This window comes from Arthrospira sp. PCC 8006 (assembly GCF_046480465.1).
Classification (GTDB): Bacteria; Cyanobacteriota; Cyanobacteriia; order Cyanobacteriales; family Microcoleaceae; genus Limnospira; species Limnospira platensis.
In genome coordinates this window covers 1-17,466 of sequence record NZ_PKGG01000100.1, presented here as the reverse complement: position 1 = coordinate 17,466, position 17,466 = coordinate 1, and the positions used below count along the sequence as shown (strand labels likewise).

15 protein-coding genes and 2 pseudogenes are annotated in these 17,466 nt (G+C 45.5%); 12 read left to right on the top strand and 5 right to left on the bottom strand.

Going from position 1 to position 17,466, the window contains the following annotated elements; translation table 11 throughout:
- Positions 1-808: 808 nt before the first annotated feature.
- A protein-coding gene (locus B9T16_RS15245; RefSeq protein ID WP_410245163.1) for an IS630 family transposase occupies positions 809-1,685 on the top strand; the annotation gives its coding sequence in 2 pieces (ribosomal slippage) (positions 809-1,621 and positions 1,623-1,685; 876 coding nt in all).
- Between the two features lie 128 nt (positions 1,686-1,813).
- On the opposite strand, the gene B9T16_RS15240 is transcribed toward B9T16_RS15245, so the two are convergent.
- A complete protein-coding gene (locus B9T16_RS15240; RefSeq protein WP_006616009.1) occupies positions 1,814-2,539 on the bottom strand; it encodes a hypothetical protein in 726 nt (241 codons plus the stop codon).
- Between the two features lie 69 nt (positions 2,540-2,608).
- Between B9T16_RS15240 and B9T16_RS15235 the strand changes: the two genes are divergently transcribed.
- The 7 genes and pseudogenes from B9T16_RS15235 (at position 2,609) to B9T16_RS15205 (ending at position 9,805) form a co-directional block, all read left to right on the top strand.
- Positions 2,609-3,157 (top strand): GNAT family N-acetyltransferase, encoded by a 549-nt coding sequence (locus B9T16_RS15235; protein ID WP_006623763.1) that lies wholly within the window; start codon positions 2,609-2,611, stop codon positions 3,155-3,157.
- Between the two features lie 289 nt (positions 3,158-3,446).
- A pseudogene (locus B9T16_RS15230) lies at positions 3,447-4,342 on the top strand (IS630 family transposase).
- A gap of 49 nt (positions 4,343-4,391) precedes the next feature.
- Positions 4,392-5,048 (top strand): annotated as a pseudogene (locus B9T16_RS15225) (IS1 family transposase).
- Positions 5,049-5,607: 559 nt separating this feature from the next.
- Positions 5,608-5,748 carry a hypothetical protein gene (locus B9T16_RS15220; protein WP_231852216.1) on the top strand — a complete coding sequence of 47 codons (141 nt, stop codon included), beginning with the start codon at positions 5,608-5,610 and terminating at the stop codon, positions 5,746-5,748.
- 148 nt (positions 5,749-5,896) lie between these two features.
- Positions 5,897-7,645, top strand: coding sequence for a bifunctional 3,4-dihydroxy-2-butanone-4-phosphate synthase/GTP cyclohydrolase II (gene ribBA / locus B9T16_RS15215; RefSeq protein WP_006618336.1), 1,749 nt, complete (start codon positions 5,897-5,899; stop codon positions 7,643-7,645).
- Positions 7,646-7,939: 294 nt separating this feature from the next.
- Positions 7,940-8,224 (top strand): photosystem I reaction center subunit PsaK, encoded by a 285-nt coding sequence (psaK, locus tag B9T16_RS15210; RefSeq protein WP_006618335.1) that lies wholly within the window; start codon positions 7,940-7,942, stop codon positions 8,222-8,224.
- Positions 8,225-8,599: 375 nt separating this feature from the next.
- A complete protein-coding gene (locus B9T16_RS15205; protein WP_006618334.1) occupies positions 8,600-9,805 on the top strand; it encodes a site-2 protease family protein in 1,206 nt (401 codons plus the stop codon).
- Here B9T16_RS15205 and B9T16_RS15200 read toward each other — a convergent pair.
- The 4 genes from B9T16_RS15200 to glnA form a co-directional block, all read right to left on the bottom strand.
- On the bottom strand, positions 9,790-10,527 hold the full coding sequence (locus B9T16_RS15200) for a biotin/lipoate A/B protein ligase family protein (RefSeq protein WP_410245162.1): 738 nt from the start codon (positions 10,525-10,527) through the stop codon (positions 9,790-9,792). The two genes, B9T16_RS15205 and B9T16_RS15200, sit on opposite strands and share 16 nt — an antisense overlap.
- 167 nt (positions 10,528-10,694) lie before the next feature.
- Positions 10,695-11,189 carry a YbjN domain-containing protein gene (locus B9T16_RS15195; protein WP_006618332.1) on the bottom strand — a complete coding sequence of 165 codons (495 nt, stop codon included), beginning with the start codon at positions 11,187-11,189 and terminating at the stop codon, positions 10,695-10,697.
- 41 nt (positions 11,190-11,230) lie between these two features.
- On the bottom strand, positions 11,231-12,316 hold the full coding sequence (locus B9T16_RS15190; RefSeq protein WP_410245161.1) for a class I SAM-dependent methyltransferase: 1,086 nt from the start codon (positions 12,314-12,316) through the stop codon (positions 11,231-11,233).
- Positions 12,317-12,448: 132 nt separating this feature from the next.
- Positions 12,449-13,870 carry a type I glutamate--ammonia ligase gene (gene glnA, locus B9T16_RS15185; protein WP_410245160.1) on the bottom strand — a complete coding sequence of 474 codons (1,422 nt, stop codon included), beginning with the start codon at positions 13,868-13,870 and terminating at the stop codon, positions 12,449-12,451.
- Positions 13,871-14,043: 173 nt separating this feature from the next.
- Between glnA and apcB the strand changes: the two genes are divergently transcribed.
- The 4 genes from apcB to B9T16_RS15165 form a co-directional block, all read left to right on the top strand.
- Positions 14,044-14,553, top strand: coding sequence for an allophycocyanin subunit beta (gene apcB / locus B9T16_RS15180; protein WP_006618329.1), 510 nt, complete (start codon positions 14,044-14,046; stop codon positions 14,551-14,553).
- Positions 14,554-14,644: 91 nt separating this feature from the next.
- Positions 14,645-15,880, top strand: a complete 1,236-nt coding sequence (locus B9T16_RS15175; RefSeq protein ID WP_410245159.1) for a DNA cytosine methyltransferase — start codon at positions 14,645-14,647, stop codon at positions 15,878-15,880.
- Between the two features lie 48 nt (positions 15,881-15,928).
- Complete coding sequence (locus tag B9T16_RS15170; RefSeq protein WP_410245158.1) at positions 15,929-16,765, top strand: TlyA family RNA methyltransferase; 837 nt, start codon at positions 15,929-15,931, stop codon at positions 16,763-16,765.
- On the top strand, positions 16,746-17,466 hold a 721-nt coding region (locus B9T16_RS15165; protein ID WP_410245157.1), incomplete at its 3' end, for a hypothetical protein. The genes B9T16_RS15170 and B9T16_RS15165, both read left to right, overlap by 20 nt.

Here is a 17,466-nt window from a genome sequence, read left to right as displayed (position 1 = left end):
AGACTCTATCCTTACAATCAAACCGTAACCTGTTAGCATATCCCTACCATTACAGTTGGGCGTTGGCTTTTGGTTACATCTCACATCCTCTAGGACTTGCGGTTACACTTATCCCTACTGATATCTCGACCAGATAATCAGAGTCCAGGAGGACTTAAAACGTTCCGTTTATATGGGCATTCCATCTTTAGATTTGTCCTTTCCACCGGGGTACTTTTAAAGGTCTGTATAGGTAGTACTAAGAGCCCCCTATTTTTCCCCTTGCTCTTTTGAGCGCAGCGTATCAACCTATTTCGCTACTTTATAATTACGGTGGTTCAAGCCGGACATTCGGTTTCCCTAATCATGGATGGTTGGCAGTGGTCTCGATTCTGGTGTTGGGTTGCACCTCGGAGCCTTCCGTTCCCCGCTTCAATCCTGGGGTTATGATTCCCAAAACTGGGGGTGGCTAYCGCCGTTACTCTTTACTCCCTGATTTCTCAGTTGGTTCATGAACTTAAGTTCCCTGCCTTGTTTGGATTTTTCCAAACGTCGGGACATATAAACAGTTATGAGGATGGTCAGGAGTGCGCTCCTTATATTCAACCAAGGGGTATAAATCCTCACCAGGCAGTTATTTCGGGCATTGCAGCCCTATTTCATGCCTGAACGTCTCGCACCTCTTTTCTTATTGAAGCTGCTAATCTATTGATGTCTTATGTATTTTGTTTAACAGTTGTGTGTAGTTCAGAATATTTAGCGGATATAGCACCAGACAGGAAAGTTAGGACGTATAATGGAGAGGACGAGATGACTAAGAAGACCAAAAATGCCAGCCCCCTATAGTTACGACCTCAGACAAAAAGTTATTGATGCAATTGAACTAGACGGTATGCCCAAAACAGAAGCCAGTCAAGTTTTCCATGTCAGCCGGAACACCATYAATCTCTGGCTGCAAAGAAAAGAACACACCGGCGACTTCCTCCCTAAACCTAATCGCCCACCTGGTCATAGCCACCAAATTACCGACTGGCACAAATTCAAGGCTTTTGCCCAAGAGCATGGCGACAAAACCTCCGCTCAAATGGCTGAACTTTGGGATGACGACATCTCTCCTCGCACCATATCCAGAGCCTTGAAGAAAATTGGCTTCACCAGAAAAAAAACTTACGGCTACCAAGAAGGTGATCAGCAACAGCGAGAGGCGTTTATTGCTCAGATTCAACATATGGAGCCGGAAGAGTTGGTTTACCTCGATGAAGCTGGCATGAATAGTCAAGACTCGGATTATCCTTATGGTTACTGCGAGGAAGGACAACGCTTCGATGCCCTCAAATCCGGGAAGAGGCAGGGCAGGGTGAGCTATATGGCCGCATGGTGTTATCAACAACTCTTGGCTCCCTTTACCTTTGAGGGTTGTTGTAATCGGACAGTGTTTGAGTTGTGGTTGGAGTTCATCTTAATTCCAACACTGAAGCCAGGTCAGACTCTAGTGCTAGACAATGCAACGTTTCATAAAGGGGGACGGATTCCTGAGCTAGTGGAGGCGGCTCAATGCCGTTTGCTCTATCTACCACCTTATTCGCCAGACCTCAACAAGATAGAGAAATGTTGGTCGTGGTTGAAAGCCCGCATTCGCCATTGCACGTGAGCAGTTTGATTCTCTCGATGATGCCATGGATTCCGTTATAAAAGCTGCGTCCTAACCACCTTGACTAATGCTATAACATCGTGACGCTGTGTCCTGTCGAGCCAAAAGGATGACTAAGACCCCACCGATCCTTGACCCCCACCTGCCTGTGGGGACGTGAACCGAGTGCGTCGCTCTTTTTGTTCAAAAACGCTGACCCATCAACCTTTGTCGGATACCCTCAGCAATTTTCTGACCCAAATATTCTGGGATCAAGCTCTCATTGGGGCCAAGAAGATACAGAATCAGACGAGTGCGACCCCGCCAGACCAGCAAGTTAGCATTGACCACCAACAGGTCTTCCTGCCAGATGGCATACATCACCTTATAGAATAATCCCGGCTGGTTATCTGCTTCAATTAACAAAGCTGGTAGGTGGAACACCGGGTCAACATAAAACTCCGTAGCTACATCCTCTAAACCCGCATCCAGGTTAAACTCGACGGCCAGCATTTCTTCTACCTCAAAATGCCCCGCCAATGCTTCTCTAATCGCACGACAAACGTTATCTGACGTTTTTTCTGTGAGTGCCTTACCACCCCTCGATACCACCAGCTTAATGAATACCAGCATCGGCGGGTAGATTTGTCCATACAAACTAAGATTATGGATGGTTAACCCATAGGCAGCCAGAACTCCAAAAATATCGCTCAACAAAAATGATTGATTGCGATAGGCGAAGTGTAGGGCGCTTCTGCTCCCTTCTGGCTTAATCTCAATCACCGCTTGTGTAGTTTTATAAACATTGTAGGCCAATTTGAGATTTTGCAATTGAATCTCACTGCTAACAAATTGCTCATAAAACTGCGGAAACGCCCGATTGAAGCGCTTTAGAAGTTCTAACGTTGATGATTTTAAACCCGGAGCCATAATTGAGGATCAGGTACGGGAGATATACTATCTAGTAAAGACATCATCTATTACCTTAACCACGCCTGCATGGGTTTTTGGAAAAATTTCTTTAGCGGTTCTGATTCTACCTCAATGTCCAAAACGGCGGAACAAGAGGAATGCTCTATCGAGAACCAATCCTCTTGGTCCCAGGTAACTCGGCAACCAAACTCTCGGAATTCTCGGATTTTTTTCAGCACGGATCGGGACATTGATCTATATGAGCTAGAAGAACTCTGTAATGCTGTCGGTTGGTCCCGTCGCCCTCTCAGGAAGGTCAAAAAGGCTATTCAGCATAGCTTTTTGGTCGTTTCCATGTGGCAAATGCGGGGCAACCAACGACGGCTAATCGGTTTTGCTCGCGCTACTTCCGATCATGCCTTTAATGCTACCCTTTGGGATGTCGTGGTTCACCCAGACTTCCAAAACAAAGGTTTAGGCAAGGCTTTGATGCGTTTTATCATCAAAAAGCTTCGCAGCGATGATATTAGCAATATCACGTTGTTTGCAGACCCCCATGTGGTTGAATTTTATCGAAACCTAGGGTTTATCTCAGATCCCGAAGGGATCAAGGGGATGTTCTGGTATCCAGACTAGCCCATTTTTGACCCCCAAAATGGGCTTCAAGCCTCGCCCTTTTAGGGCGAGTATTGAGAGAATCCTACACCGACTCCCATGGTCAGACGGAACCTAACCCCAGATTTTTTCCTTGAGGAGATAAGCGCCTTAAGAGAATCAGGAGGGGCGGAAAGTTTTTCCCCCCTTTGGTGGGTAAAATCCCGTCGGGTATGGGAAATTTTACCATGAATCTGAACCCCCTTCAAAAGGGTAGGTCAGACAAGCTATAGCACAAAACAGAAAAGTTAGGACGTATAATGGCAAGGATATCTACAGAAGACCCAAAAGGCCAGCCCCCTACAGTTACGACCTTAGACAAAAAGTTATTAATGCAATTGAACTAGACGGTATGCCCAAAACCGAAGCCAGTCAAGTTTTCCATGTCAGCCGGAACACTATCAATCTCTGGCTGCAAAGAAAAGAACACACCGGCGACTTCCTCCCTAAACCTAATCGCCCACCTGGTCATAGCCACCAAATTACCGACTGGCAAAAATTCAAGGCTTTTGCCCAAGAGCATGGCCACAAAACCTCCGCTCAAATGGCTCAACTTTGGGATGACGACATCTCTCCTCGCACCATATCCAGAGCCTTGAAGAAAATTGGCTTCACCAGAAAAAAAAACTTACGGCTACCAAGAACGTGATCAGCAACAGCGAGAGGAGTTTATTGCTCAGATTGAACATATGGAGCCGGAAGGGTTGGTTTACCTCGATGAAGCTGGCATSAATAGTCAAGACTCGGATTATCCTTATGGTTACTGTGAGCAAGGACAACGCTTCGATGTCCTCAAATCCGGGAAGAGGCAGGGCAGGGTGAGCTATATGGCCGCATGGTGTCATCAACAACTCTTAGCCCCCGATCGCTTTGAGGGTTGTTGTAATCGGACAGTGTTTGAGCTGTGGTTGGAGTTCATCTTAATTCCAACACTGAAGCCAGGTCAGACTCTAGTGCTAGACAATGCAACGTTTCATAAAGGGGGACGGATTGCTGAGCTAGTGGAGGCGGCTCAATGCCGTTTGCTCTATCTACCACCTTATTCGCCAGACCTCAACAAGATAGAGAAATGTTGGTCGTGGTTGAAAGCCCGCATTCGCCATTGCACGTGAGCAGTTTGATTCTCTCGATGATGCCATGGATTCCGTTCTCCCAGCTGCGTCCTAACCACCTTGACTAATGCTATACATCTACCCACACCGTCAAAAATGGACGGATTCACAACGACAAACAACGGTTCAAGTGTCGTGATTGTGGACGACAGTTTGTTGAACACCCCCACCCAAAAGGTGATTGACCAAGAAACACGGTCTCTGATTGACCGTTTGCAGCTCGAGAGAATTCCTCTTGCCGGAATAGCACGGGCGGTCCAAGTGTCTGAGCCCTGGCTGCCAAACTACGTCAATCAGAAATATGCCTCTGTGCCCCGCCAAGTCCAGGTGAGGCGCAAAAAAAAGGGGAGGTTAACGATATCAATGTGATGAATTGTGGTCTTTTCGTACCCTGAGGAAACAAACAGTGGATTTGGTTAGCTCTCGACGTAAAAATCCGTGAGATTGTCGGTGTTTACATTGGTGCACGGGATGAAGCCGCAGCCCGGCAATTGTGGGAGTCATTGCCTCCATATCGCCAATGTGCGGTCGCTTATACAGATTTCTGGGGAGCCTATGAGGCTGTTCTACCGAGTAAACGTCATCAAGGGGTTGGGAAGGATACAGGTTTGACCAGCTACATCGAAAGGTTTAACAATACCTTGAGACAACGAGTGTCTCGCTTAGTACCCAAGACCTTGTCCTTTTCCAAGTGTTTGCAGAATCACATTGGTGGCATTTGGTATTTTATCCATCACTACAACGCATCATTACCTCTTTAGTACTACCATGAATACCTCGACCAGATACCCAGAGCCTTAGAGGGGTTAAAACGTTCTGTTTATATGGGCATTCCATCTTTAGATTTTTCCTATCCACCGCGGTACTTTTAAAGGTCTATGTAGGTGCCTCATCCAAACCCCTACTTTTCCCCTTGCCCTTTTGGGCGTAGCGTTTCAACCTATTTCGCTACCTGCTCATTGCGATGGTTCAAGTCAGACATTCAGATTTCCTTAATCATGGATGGTTGGCAGTGGTCGCGTCTTGATAGTAGGTTTGATCTCACGCCTTCCGTTCCCCGCTTTAGTCCTAGAGTTATGAGTTCTCAAACCGGGGGTGGCTATCGCCGTTACCCTCAACGTTTGTTACAAAACTGTTAAGAATTGTAACAACGTATGTTGACCCTGGGTTCCTTGCCTGGTTTTGGTATCAAAATGATACAAAAAGTCGGGACATATAAACAGTTATGAGGTCGCTCAGGGGAGACTCCCTTATATCCAACCAAGGGGCTGGAACCCTCACGCTTGCTGTTATTTCAAGCATTCATTGCAGCTCTATTTGATGCCTAAACGTCTCGCACGGATTACTAGAGCGTACCACAAAGGGAACAAAGTATCTGGGGCGGCGCTCAAGGCTGCCAGGAATGCCACATCCAGAAAGCTGGCTGAGACTTTGTTTAAGGCTCTGTGGGATATGCGATAATCCTACTTTAAAGGTTGGCTTATAAAGGCCCCGCTGATTTGTTGGTCAAGCGGGGCTTTTTACTGTTGAAAGTTAGAGTGTAGGATAGAAAAACAGTTAGAATGGTTAATCAGCTTGTTCCAAGACTTATAGCTAATTTTAGGATTCCGTGACCGAACCAACTTCCACCCCCCCTTTTAAATTCGATCCCGTTGAAGATGCTTTAGCCGACTTGAAAGCCGGACGCTGTATCGTGGTTGTGGACGATGAACACCGGGAAAATGAAGGTGATCTCATCTGTGCGGCTAATTTTGCTACGCCCAACCTGATTAATTTTATGGCGGTGGAAGCCAGAGGATTAATATGTTTAGCCCTAACAGGCGATCGCCTCGACCAACTAGATCTTCCGCTGATGGTGACAAAAAACACCGATAGCAACCAAACCGCCTTCACGGTCAGCATCGACGCTTCCCCCCAAATGGGAGTCAGCACCGGAATTTCCGCCGAAGATCGCGCCCGGACTATTCAAGTGGCGATCCAACCGCAGACTAAACCAGAGGATCTGCGTCGTCCGGGTCATATTTTCCCCCTGCGGGCTAAAGAAGGGGGAGTGCTAGAAAGGGCTGGTCATACAGAAGCAGCCGTAGACCTAGCGCGACTGGCGGGTTTATATCCGGGTGGGGTGATTTGCGAAATTCAAAACCCCGACGGGTCAATGGCGCGACTGCCACAATTGATCGAATATGCTAAAACCCATAATCTCAAGTTGATCAGCATTGCTGACCTAATTAGCTATCGGCTACAGCACGATCGCTTTATTATTCGCGAAGCCGTCGCCAAACTTCCCACCCAATTCGGGGATTTTCTCATTTATGCCTACCGTAACACCCAGGATAATAGCGAGCACGTCGCCCTAGTGAAAGGAGATCCGGCTACATTTGGTGATATTCCCGTCATGGTTAGGGTTCACTCTGAATGTTTAACGGGGGATGCTTTCGGTTCCCTACGCTGCGACTGTAGGATGCAACTACAAACGGCCTTAAAAATGATTAATCATGCTGGGGCTGGGGTGGTAGTTTATCTCAAACAAGAAGGGCGCGGTATTGGTTTAATCAATAAACTTAAAGCCTATTCTCTGCAAGATATGGGGCTTGATACCGTCGAGGCTAACGAACGCCTCGGCTTTCCTCCTGACCTACGCAATTATGGCATGGGGGCGCAAATTCTTAATGATATTGGTGTCCGACAGATCCGCCTAGTCACTAATAATCCTCGTAAAATTGCGGGACTCAAGGGTTATGGTATTGAGATTGTCGATCGCGTCCCATTATTGATTGAGGCGACCGATTATAATTCCGTTTATCTGGCAACCAAGGCACAAAAATTAGGTCATCTTTTACTGCAAACCTATTTGGTCACAGTGGCGGTTAAATGGCATCATTCACCCCAAGCCACCTGGGAAGCCGCAGAGGAAATGGGGGAAACTTTTATCCCTTCTACTATGTCCGTCCTCAAGTCGGCGGCGGAACTTTATTCCTATGGCGATCGCATCGAAAAATTACAGAGTATCGCCCATACTTATGACCTGCTACTTCAGGAAGAAACTCGTCCCGTCGCCGTGGCTTTATTTGGTCAAGCAGACCTAGTTTTTCATCTCGGTCTAGATCAACCATTATTAGCATCACCCGACTGGTATCAATATCCTGACCATCCCTATGTCAATGCTATCCAACAGATACTTGATCATATTGTGGCTTTATCAGATTTGCAACGGTTGGAGTTTCTCATTGCTTCCGGTCATGATCCTTTAACCAGTCTCAAGGGTCAATTAAAACGTCAGGCTTTCCCCTTATCAACCCTTCCCGGTTCCTTATGCGATCGCCTGGAGTTGCAAACAATTTATAGTTTTTCATGGTAAGTAATTCCCTGGTGCTAATTAACTCTAATTCAACATACCTAATGGCATCATAAATTCACCTTAATTACCAATTAACTACCTGGTCTCATCGCCAGGTTTGTTAATTTTTAAAACAAAACCTTGTGCTTGGGCAATATTGAGATATAGTGCCCTCCGTTTTTTGATGGGATTACTATCAAGACCAGTTCCCATAATTAGCCTTACTCAGAGACTTTTGGGAATTGGGGCTTGCCGATTTTACCAATTACATATTAAAATGCTGTTTACTAAAAATCTCAGATTTGGGAGCAAAAAATGAGCAATTTAAACCTGTTTTTGGGCGTGCAAAGTACAGCTGGTCAGACTGTTGAGTGGTCTTTTAGCGTGGCAATTATCATGATTTTGTGCAATGTATTTGCCATTGTTATTGGTTATTATGGCATCTCTAAAGAAAATCGTGGCCAAGGTCCTGCCCTTCCCGTTTCCTTGCCCCGCATTTTTACTGGGTTTGGTTTTCCCGAACTCCTCGCCACCGCCAGCTTAGGTCATCTCATCGGTGCAGGTGTCATCCTCGGCTTGGCTAATGCCGGAGTGCTGTAGCAGCCATAGTCACCCTCAAATAAACAGTAATGGGAGCAAAATGCTCCCTAATTTCCTGATGTGATAGCTAGGGTTAATTAGCCGTTAAGTGTCGGTAAATATTATTAAAATTAACCCTTTCCCAACCTTACTTAACTCAAGGAAAGCGATCGCCTAAACATTCACCGCATCTTCCTGTAGCCTTAATTGCTCAATTAACCCTATTGACTCCCCATGGCTTGTGCAGCAGGGGTGAGGCCATAACTGGTAACTATGGCCAGTGTTAACTGTTAACTGTAGTTGTTACAATAGAACAGGGGGAAAGTGATTAACCCCCCGGTAAAGATAACGTATGCCTTGTGTGTAGTTACAGCAAGGGATTCAAGGGAGGCGTTCATGCAGGCAGGTTGGCGGATAGGATCGATATTTGGTATTCCACTGTATATCGACTCCTCATGGTTTGTCATCGTCGTATTGGTGACATTACTCAATAGTCAGGAATATGTGCAATGGGGAGAACTATTATCCTGGGGCGCAGGTTTAGCAGTGGCGCTGCTGCTGTTTGGTTCTGTTCTTCTCCACGAGTTAGGACACAGCTTGATTGCCAAATCTCAAGGCATTCAGGTCAATTCCATCACCCTATTTTTATTTGGAGGCATTGCTTCCATTGAGAAAGAATCAAAAACACCCGGTCAGGCTTTCCAAGTAGCGATCGCCGGTCCCTTAGTCAGTTTAGCCCTATTTTTTGTACTCACCGCATTAGCCCAAAGTTTACCAGAACCCAACCTAGTGCGAGAAATAGCCCAACGCATCGGGGAAATTAACCTCGTCCTAGCCATATTTAATTTAATACCCGGTTTACCCCTAGACGGTGGACAGGTACTCAAAGCCACAGTTTGGCAGATTACCGGAAGTCGGTTTGCTGGAGTACGTTGGGCAGCCAGAAGCGGACAATTTCTAGGTTGGGGGGCAATTTTCCTAGGTCTATTTGCCCTATTCGCCGCCAGTAACTATAGCGGTCTGTGGATTGCCTTAATTGGTTTGTTCGTTATCCGTAACGCTAGTTCATACTCGCGAATGAGCGATTTGCAGGAAACCTTGCTCAAAATTCAAGCTAGTGATGTGATGAGCCGTGAATTTCGAGTCATTGATGCTGAGATGACCCTGCGACAATTTGCCGATGATTATTTGATTTGTGCCTCGTCCATTCCAGTATTTTTTGCCGCCTCGTCGGGTCGCTATCGGGGATTCGTATCTGTGGACAAGTTGCGAATGATCGAACGTAGTCAATGGGAAACACAGACCTTGAATGATATTGTCACACCCCTAGATCAGTTAATTGCAGTCCCAGAAAAAGCCCTACTGGTGGAAGTAATTAATAAAATGGAATCCCAAGGACTTCCTCGAATCACAGTTTTATCCCCGGCCGGAGCTGTATCAGGCATAATAGATCGTGGGGATGTCGTTAGGGCTGTGGCTAAATATCTAAAAGTTCCTATTCCCGAAGCTAATATTAAACGGATCAAAGAAGATGGTAGTTATCCCCCTGGACTTCCCCTAGATGCGATCGCTAAAACCGCCGCCTCCTACACCGAGAATTGAGGCACAAATTTGGCGATCTGCTCCCATTCAGCCTCAGTTAAGGGTTGGGTGTCTAATTGGATGCCAAAGCGATCGGTAGCCGCCATAATTAAAGCCTCTATGACATCCTGTAATCCCATAGATAACAATGGTGGGGATGCCGGATGAGTCCCAAAGACATGGGATTGTAGATCTGGGTCAGGAGTTAAACGCATAGAGCCATGTTGAAGCACCGCCCGACCTCGACACAGTTGAGCGCTACCAATGAGTTTATAACCCGTCTCTAGGACTAAATCCGCTCCGGTTGCCGTCCCAAAACAGTTAGGATGATGAATATAGCCCCGTCCCGCAGAACCATAATCGAGATTAAATCCTAGCGATCGCCATCCAGTGATTAAAAACTCGCTAATGTATCGGTAAATTTGCGATCGTGACCCAGACAAACCCGAAGTCACCACCGCATAAGTCAGATCCCCTTGATGCAGCACTCCCCGTCCTCCACTAGGGCGGCGCACCAATTCAATAGGCTGATTGTGCCATTGCAAATTCTGCCAAAATTCCGGCCAGCGCCGTTGATGATAACCCAGAGAAATAGCTACAGGTTGCCAAGTATAAAACCGCAATGTCGAGGGATGACACCCCTGTTCATGTTGTGATAGTAACCAGCTATCTATCGCCATTTGTAGCCGCCCCGAAGCCTCAGTCAGAGGAATTAAACGCCAGACAGAATTATCAGTAGACATAACTAGACCCCCTTTGACAGATTGATGCTGTGCCCATCTCAGAGTTACCCTAGAATTGATTGGGTAGTATGTGCAAAAAAAACCCCCTTCGACTTCGCTTAGGGGGATGTTGCAGAAACCCAAATCGTGATTTGGGCATCCCAGTCTATTTGATGGCCTCTCTCATGTCAAGTCACAGGAATGCCAAATTCCTCTATGAGGATATCGTCATTATCATCGGCGATCGTGGCAACAATGGTAATGACTCGTGATATTTCCCCTGGCGTAATGCCAGCTAAAGTGCGGGTAGTCAGAACCACAACTTGATTATTAGTGATGGCAAAATGGGATTCAAACGTCGAAAGCCAATTCATTTCCAGCAGCCTCTTCATCAGCTGCTCCTCATTTTTGACTGGGAATTGCAGAATAGGAGACCACACTGTTAGCGTATCATCTTCCGTTTCTCCCGTCAGTTGTACAAACACTGTGACACTACCATACTGAAATTTCCAGAGATGGCCTGCGTCACTCTGACCAACCATCACTTTCTGGTCTTGGGCTAAACCCGCAATCACGGTTTCAATTTCTTCAGTGTAGCCAATACTAGAGCGATCGTCAATACTGATGTCGTCAGTCATATGTTCAGGCATAGTGTCCAGGTTAGTCTGATTTGTCGATGTCATAGCAAATCTGTTTATTAAGTGTTCTTGAGCCTCTATTTACTCTATTTAACAGTATCACCTGCTAGAGTGTGCTTCTTGTGAGCGATCCAGTATTTACTCACAAAGTGCTGTTCGGTGCTGATTCCTTCAAATCCTACCTGAGAGAGGCGATCGCTCAAGTCATCCGTAATATAATGGCGATAATAAGGCTCATGGAACATCACCGAAAAATTCTCCATCATCTCCTTAAACTCAGGAGAATCAATAGCCTGAATCGAATCACAAATAACAAATACCCCTCCCGGTTGCAGTACCCGATAAGCCTCCTCAATCACCTTCTGACGCGCTACTGGGGGCAGTTCGTGAAACAAAAACACAGAAGTAATACCATGAAAATAGTTATCCTGATAGGGTAAAGCCTCCCCATTGGCTTGGATTAATTGAGGTAGTTCTCCGGGAATTGGCGATAACAATTGATTAGCCTTGCGTAAATAAGCCGCCGACAAATCTACCCCGTATAAACTAGCCTTGGGAAAAGTAGCTCGGATAAACTTTAAAGTGCGCCCCGTACCACAAGCCACATCTAGCACCCGTAATCCCCTAGCCGAAACACCCTCAAAAGCCTGTAAACCAGCTTTTAGAGGCCCTAATACCCGCCGCCTCATCGCATCTGCGCCACCATTAAACAGGATATCAACTCCCAGATCATACAAATTCGCCGACCAATCACTCAAATAGCCATCAGTCTGATGATGGAAATTCTGGAGGTAGTAACGAGGATAGCCCTCCGTATCAATTTCCGGCGAAAATTCTTGATATCGCTTCTGATTAGCGCGTTCTTGCATTTGCAGCATATCCCACCATAACAGGGGATAGTAGCGCAATATATCTTCTATGGGGGTATCAAACAAAATCGAGGTAGGATACAACCCTGTTTGCGCTTCCTGCCAATCGGTTTGATATATTTGCTCCAACGATGCCCGAATTTGGTTAATCACCTCTGGTTTCAGAGGTTGAGGTTTACGCTCTGGGGTCGGTGGTGCTACCATCTCCAGCACTTGATTGCTCAAAGTTTTATGAGCCAAACTTAAAACGCTCTTGCTGTACTGAAACGCCTGATAAGTTAATTGAGTTAAGGGATCTGACATGACCAGTGAAAAATCTCGAAATGTTAAGAATTGTAATTGATTTTAACAATTTTATCGAATCGGGGGGGTTAAACAAAAAATCACCCCCAGAGGGGGGTGACTGGCTAAGTCTCAGAATAGAAGTTCTGAAGATTAGCAATCGTAGTAGAGAGAAAACTCAAACGGGTGAGGACGTAACCGCATGGGGTTAACCTCATTATCGAGTTTGTAGGAAATCCAGTTAGTAACAAAGTCTTCCGTAAACACCCCACAATCGGTGAGGAAGGCATGATCATTTTCCAGAGCTTCCAGAGCCAATTCCAAAGAACCAGGAGTTGAAGGAATCTTGCGGAGTTCTTCAGGAGTAAGATCATAGATATCCACATCCAGAGGTTCGCCGGGGTCAATTTCGTTCTTAATGCCATCAATACCCGCACAGAGCATAGCTGCAAAGGCGAGGTAGGGGTTAGCAGTAGCATCAGGACAGCGGAACTCAAAACGCTTGGCTTTAGGGCTATCTCCAGCCAGAGGAATCCGAACCGAAGCCGAGCGGTTTCCTTGGGAATAAGCCAAGTTAACCGGAGCTTCAAAACCAGGAACCAGACGCTTATAGGAGTTAGTGGTTGGGTTAGTCAGAGCCAACAAAGCCGGAGCGTGTTTGAGAATACCACCGATATAGTGCAAAGCCATTTGGCTCAATCCAGCATAGCCATCTCCTGCAAACAAAGGCTGACCATCTTTCCAGAGTGACTGGTGAGTGTGCATACCAGAACCATTATCGTTAAAAACTGGTTTAGGCATGAAGGTGACGGTTTTGCCGTACTTTTTAGCAACGTTCTTGATGACATATTTGTAAACCATCAAGTTATCAGCAGCTTCTACCAGGGTTCCGAACTTAATACCCAGTTCATTTTGTCCGCCTGTGGCTACTTCGTGGTGATGCTTTTCAATGGGAACCCCACACTGAGCCATGGTTAGCAGCATCTCAGTCCGCAAGTCTTGCATAGTATCTGTGGGGGACACAGGGAAGTAACCCTCTTTATAACGGGGTTTATAGCCTAAGTTACCTCCTGGTTCTTCCCGACCAGAATTCCAACGGCCCTCAATGGAGTCTAAAAAGTAGTAACCAGAGTGTTGATTTTGGTCAAAGCGGACATCATCAAACACAAAAAACTCAGCTTCTGGACCTAAAAAGGCTGTATCGGCAATACCTGTTTCCTTCAAATAGTTAACCGCTTTTTGAGCAATCACCCTGGGACAGCGACTATACCATTCCCCCGTCCGAGGCTCTTTGATGCTACAAATCACGCTCAGGGTCGGTTCCGCCATGAAGGGGTCAAACCAGGCTGTTGTCGGGTCTAGCACCATCATCATATCGGATTCGTTGATGGCTTTCCAACCCCGAATACTGGAACCGTCAAAAGCCACCCCATCGGTAAAGGAAGTTTCATCAATCTGATCGTAGTATACGGTCAAATGCTGCCAGGTTCCTGGCATATCGATAAATTTCAGGTCGATAACTTTAATATCTTGGTCTTGAATCATACTCAAGACTTCTTGGGCTGTCGTGGGCATATATCTCTCCTTAGAATTTCCACTATTTGAGGAGCTTACCAGATTTTCTGACCAAGCACATCTGGCTGATCATAGTGACTTCAATTGATTAAGTTTTGTATTGAGTGCTACACTATGACGCAACCTGGATCAAAATAATTGAAAGATAAAGATATCATAGGGAGATCGACTTGATGCGGGACGCAGTAACGAGCCTGATTAAAAATTACGACATTACCGGGCGGTACTTAGACCGAGATGCCATTGATAGCTTAAAATCCTACTTTGTCACCGGCACGGCACGGGTTCAAGCGGCAGCAACTATCACTGCTAATGCGGCAGAGTTGGTTAAGCAGGCTGCTTCTCAATTGTTTGGCGACCTACCTGAGCTAATTCGCCCGGGTGGAAATGCCTATACAACCCGTCGGTATGCAGCCTGTCTGCGGGACATGGATTATTATCTGCGCTATGCAACTTATGCTTTGGTAGCAGGGGATACAGATGTTCTGGACGAGCGTGTGCTGCAAGGCTTGCGCGAAACTTATAATTCTCTTGGGGTTCCCATTGGTCCAACTGTTGTTGGTATCGGTATCCTGAAAGACTTGGCGACTGAGAAGGTTCAAGCTGCGGGTATTGAAGTGGGCGCATATTTGGAACAGCCCTTTGACCATTTGATTAGTGAATTAAGCGAAACTGACGTTTAACATCATTTTCCAGATTGGGAAAATTTAAGATAAAAAGGGGCGACATTAATAGTATATGTTCGCCTCTTGTTTTTTCGGGGAAAATTAAACGGTGACAAAAAGACCAATTGCTATTGATTTATTTGCGGGCTGTGGTGGAATGTCTCTAGGCTTGGAGGCGGCGGGGTTTGATGTGGCTGTGGCGGTAGAGTTTGATGCTGTTCATTGTTTGGTACATCATTTTAACTTTCCCTACTGTCATACGATATGCGGAGATATATCACAAGTTAAAAGCGCGGAAATTCTGGATCAATTACAATTAAAATATGGACATACGGAAGTTGACTTAATTGCAGGGGGGCCTCCCTGTCAGGGATTTTCCCATATAGGTAAACGTCAACTTGATGACCCTAGAAATTCGCTGGTTTTTGAATATCTCAGAATGATTGCGGAAATTCAGCCTAAATACTTTATTTTTGAAAATGTACCGGGTATCGCTACTGGCAAACATAAACGTTTTTTAGATGAAATAATTACTGAATTTGAAGGGATTGGCTATCAGGTTAAAAAGCCGATTAAAATTCTTGATGCTAGTGAATACGGGGCTCCTCAAAAACGAAAAAGACTAATATTAATCGGCAGTCGATTCGATGTGAAGATGGCTGAATATCCTGCCACAAATAACTCGGAAATTGTCACGGTCTATCAGGCAATATCTGACCTAGAAAAAATAGATTATTTTACTAATTATGATCCAGGAATTGCTCCGGCTTTCCTAGAATATGAAGGCGATCGCAAAAAATATTCATTGGTGCCCAGTGATAGTTTTTCGCTCTGCCATAAACGTAGTATTGAACCTACTGTTTATGGTCATGTTGGGTCGGTTCACACTCCCCTGTCGATCGCTAGATTTGCTAAGACTCCACCGGGTACGATTGAACCGAAAAGCCGATTTTTTAAACTCTCACCTACGGGGTTATGTAATACTCTGAGAGCGGGTACTAATAGCGATAAAGGAGCCTATACAGCACCCCGACCTATTCACTACTCTATCCCTCGATGTATCACTATTAGGGAGGCGGCTAGACTTCACACTTTCCCGGATTGGTTTCAATTTCATCGCACTATATGGCATGGATTTCGGGAAATTGGAAATGCGGTGATTCCGATTCTGGCTAAACAGCTTGGCGGGTCGGTAATTGATGCCCTGGGGATAGATGTTAATGATTTAAAATCAACAACTTTGGCACAAGTGCAGAGAAATTTGTTATCATATAATATCTCTCAGGCATCTACTTATTGGGGAATCCCTGACTATGTGATACCTAAGAGAAAACGATTAAGATAAAATAATTTATTATTGCCAACAAGAGTTAATCTAAAAAGTATTGATTATATGAAACAACGTCTTGATACATTGCTAGTCGATCGCCATTTGTCAGAGTCACGACAACAAGCCCAACGTTTGATTAGGGCGGGGGAGGTAATGGTAAATCGCCAAGTAGTTGATAAACCAGGTACGGAAGTAGATATTTCGGCGACTATAGATGTGAAAGTGCGATCGCCTTATGTATCTCGTGGGGGGGAAAAACTAGCCGAAGCTCTGGATAAATTCGCGATTAATGTTACTGATAGAATCTGTATTGATGGCGGTATTTCGACGGGTGGATTTACGGACTGTCTGCTACAACGTGGGGCTAAACAGGTTTATGGTATTGACGTAGGTTACGGACAGGTAGATTGGCGACTTCGCAATGACAGCCGGGTGATTTTACGGGAACGCACCAACTTCCGCTATCTGACTCGGGAGCAATTATATCACCAAGAGGATTATACTAAAAACAGTTTTGCTGATTTGGGGGTGGTGGATGTATCTTTCATCTCCCTAACCAAGATTCTACCCGCCCTGTGGGAACTACTACAACCTCCACGAGAGGTGGTATTGTTGGTTAAACCTCAATTTGAGGTGGGGAAGGGTCGGGTTGGTAAAAAAGGGGTGGTGCGATCGCCGCTTGATCAAGCCGAGGCAATTTTGGGGGTCGGGTCGAAGGCTGAAAGTATAGGATGGAAGTATAGGGGGTTAACAGCATCGCCGATTCAGGGTCCGGCTGGTAATATTGAATATCTGTTATGGTTATCTGATGAAGGTGAAGCTATCCCCAGTTTAGATGCGATCGCCAAAATGACTGAATTCACTCAAATTCAATTCAAAAATGATCAAGGAAAAAACTAGATTATCCCAACGTTCAAAACCACCGATTTCACCCATCAAGCGAGGTGCGAGATATCTGATCTGTGCTTTGGCTTATGTGACCTGCGGGGTGATTTTAGTGGCGATCGCTATTTCAATTAAAGTCACCGCCCTCCAGTTAGCCCATAGATTTGTTTATCCGATTTTTGTGTTTGGTGACTTATTAAGAGGGCTAGAAATTATCGAGTTATTAAATTTACTGGTTTTTGCCATACTGGGGATGGGATTGGGATTAGCAACGGGTTTGCTTCCCACCAGAGACAGTCGCCAAATCAGCACCATATTTTTAATCATTTTAGTCCCAGTGATTTTAGCCATTCCCCAATATATTAAATACGATCTATGGATTCAAGACATCTCCAAGCAAGACCAAATTAGTAACAGTCAAGCCATGACCATTGCTGACTCATTTTTAGAACGTCGCATTGGACATCAGGGAGTGTTTGGCTTTTATTTATATACAGGTCAATTTCCGATGATTCCCACCAGACAGTCACAAATGCAGGATTTAGATAGACTGGAAAAACAAGTTAACTCAAAATTTGTCAAAGTCAGCGGTATTCCCCCAACCATAGTTAATTGGTTAATGGGAATTTGCTTCTGGGGAATCAGATTATTTTATTTCTCGGTGGCGGCGATAACCGCTACGGCACATTTTCGGGAAGGTCTCAAAATTGTTGGGA

Bases quoted from the DNA above. Each gene is read 5' to 3' on its own strand.
- B9T16_RS15240 (WP_006616009.1), bottom strand. From the start codon at position 2,539: ATGGCTCCGGGTTTAAAATCATCAACGTTAGAACTTCTAAAGCGCTTC.
- B9T16_RS15235 (WP_006623763.1), top strand. From the start codon at position 2,609: ATGGGTTTTTGGAAAAATTTCTTTAGCGGTTCTGATTCTACCTCAATG.
- B9T16_RS15220 (WP_231852216.1), top strand. From the start codon at position 5,608: ATGCCTAAACGTCTCGCACGGATTACTAGAGCGTACCACAAAGGGAAC.
- psaK (WP_006618335.1), top strand. From the start codon at position 7,940: ATGAGCAATTTAAACCTGTTTTTGGGCGTGCAAAGTACAGCTGGTCAG.
- B9T16_RS15205 (WP_006618334.1), top strand. From the start codon at position 8,600: ATGCAGGCAGGTTGGCGGATAGGATCGATATTTGGTATTCCACTGTAT.
- B9T16_RS15200 (WP_410245162.1), bottom strand. From the start codon at position 10,527: ATGTCTACTGATAATTCTGTCTGGCGTTTAATTCCTCTGACTGAGGCT.
- B9T16_RS15195 (WP_006618332.1), bottom strand. From the start codon at position 11,189: ATGACATCGACAAATCAGACTAACCTGGACACTATGCCTGAACATATG.
- B9T16_RS15190 (WP_410245161.1), bottom strand. From the start codon at position 12,316: ATGTCAGATCCCTTAACTCAATTAACTTATCAGGCGTTTCAGTACAGC.
- glnA (WP_410245160.1), bottom strand. From the start codon at position 13,870: ATGCCCACGACAGCCCAAGAAGTCTTGAGTATGATTCAAGACCAAGAT.
- apcB (WP_006618329.1), top strand. From the start codon at position 14,044: ATGCGGGACGCAGTAACGAGCCTGATTAAAAATTACGACATTACCGGG.
- B9T16_RS15170 (WP_410245158.1), top strand. From the start codon at position 15,929: ATGAAACAACGTCTTGATACATTGCTAGTCGATCGCCATTTGTCAGAG.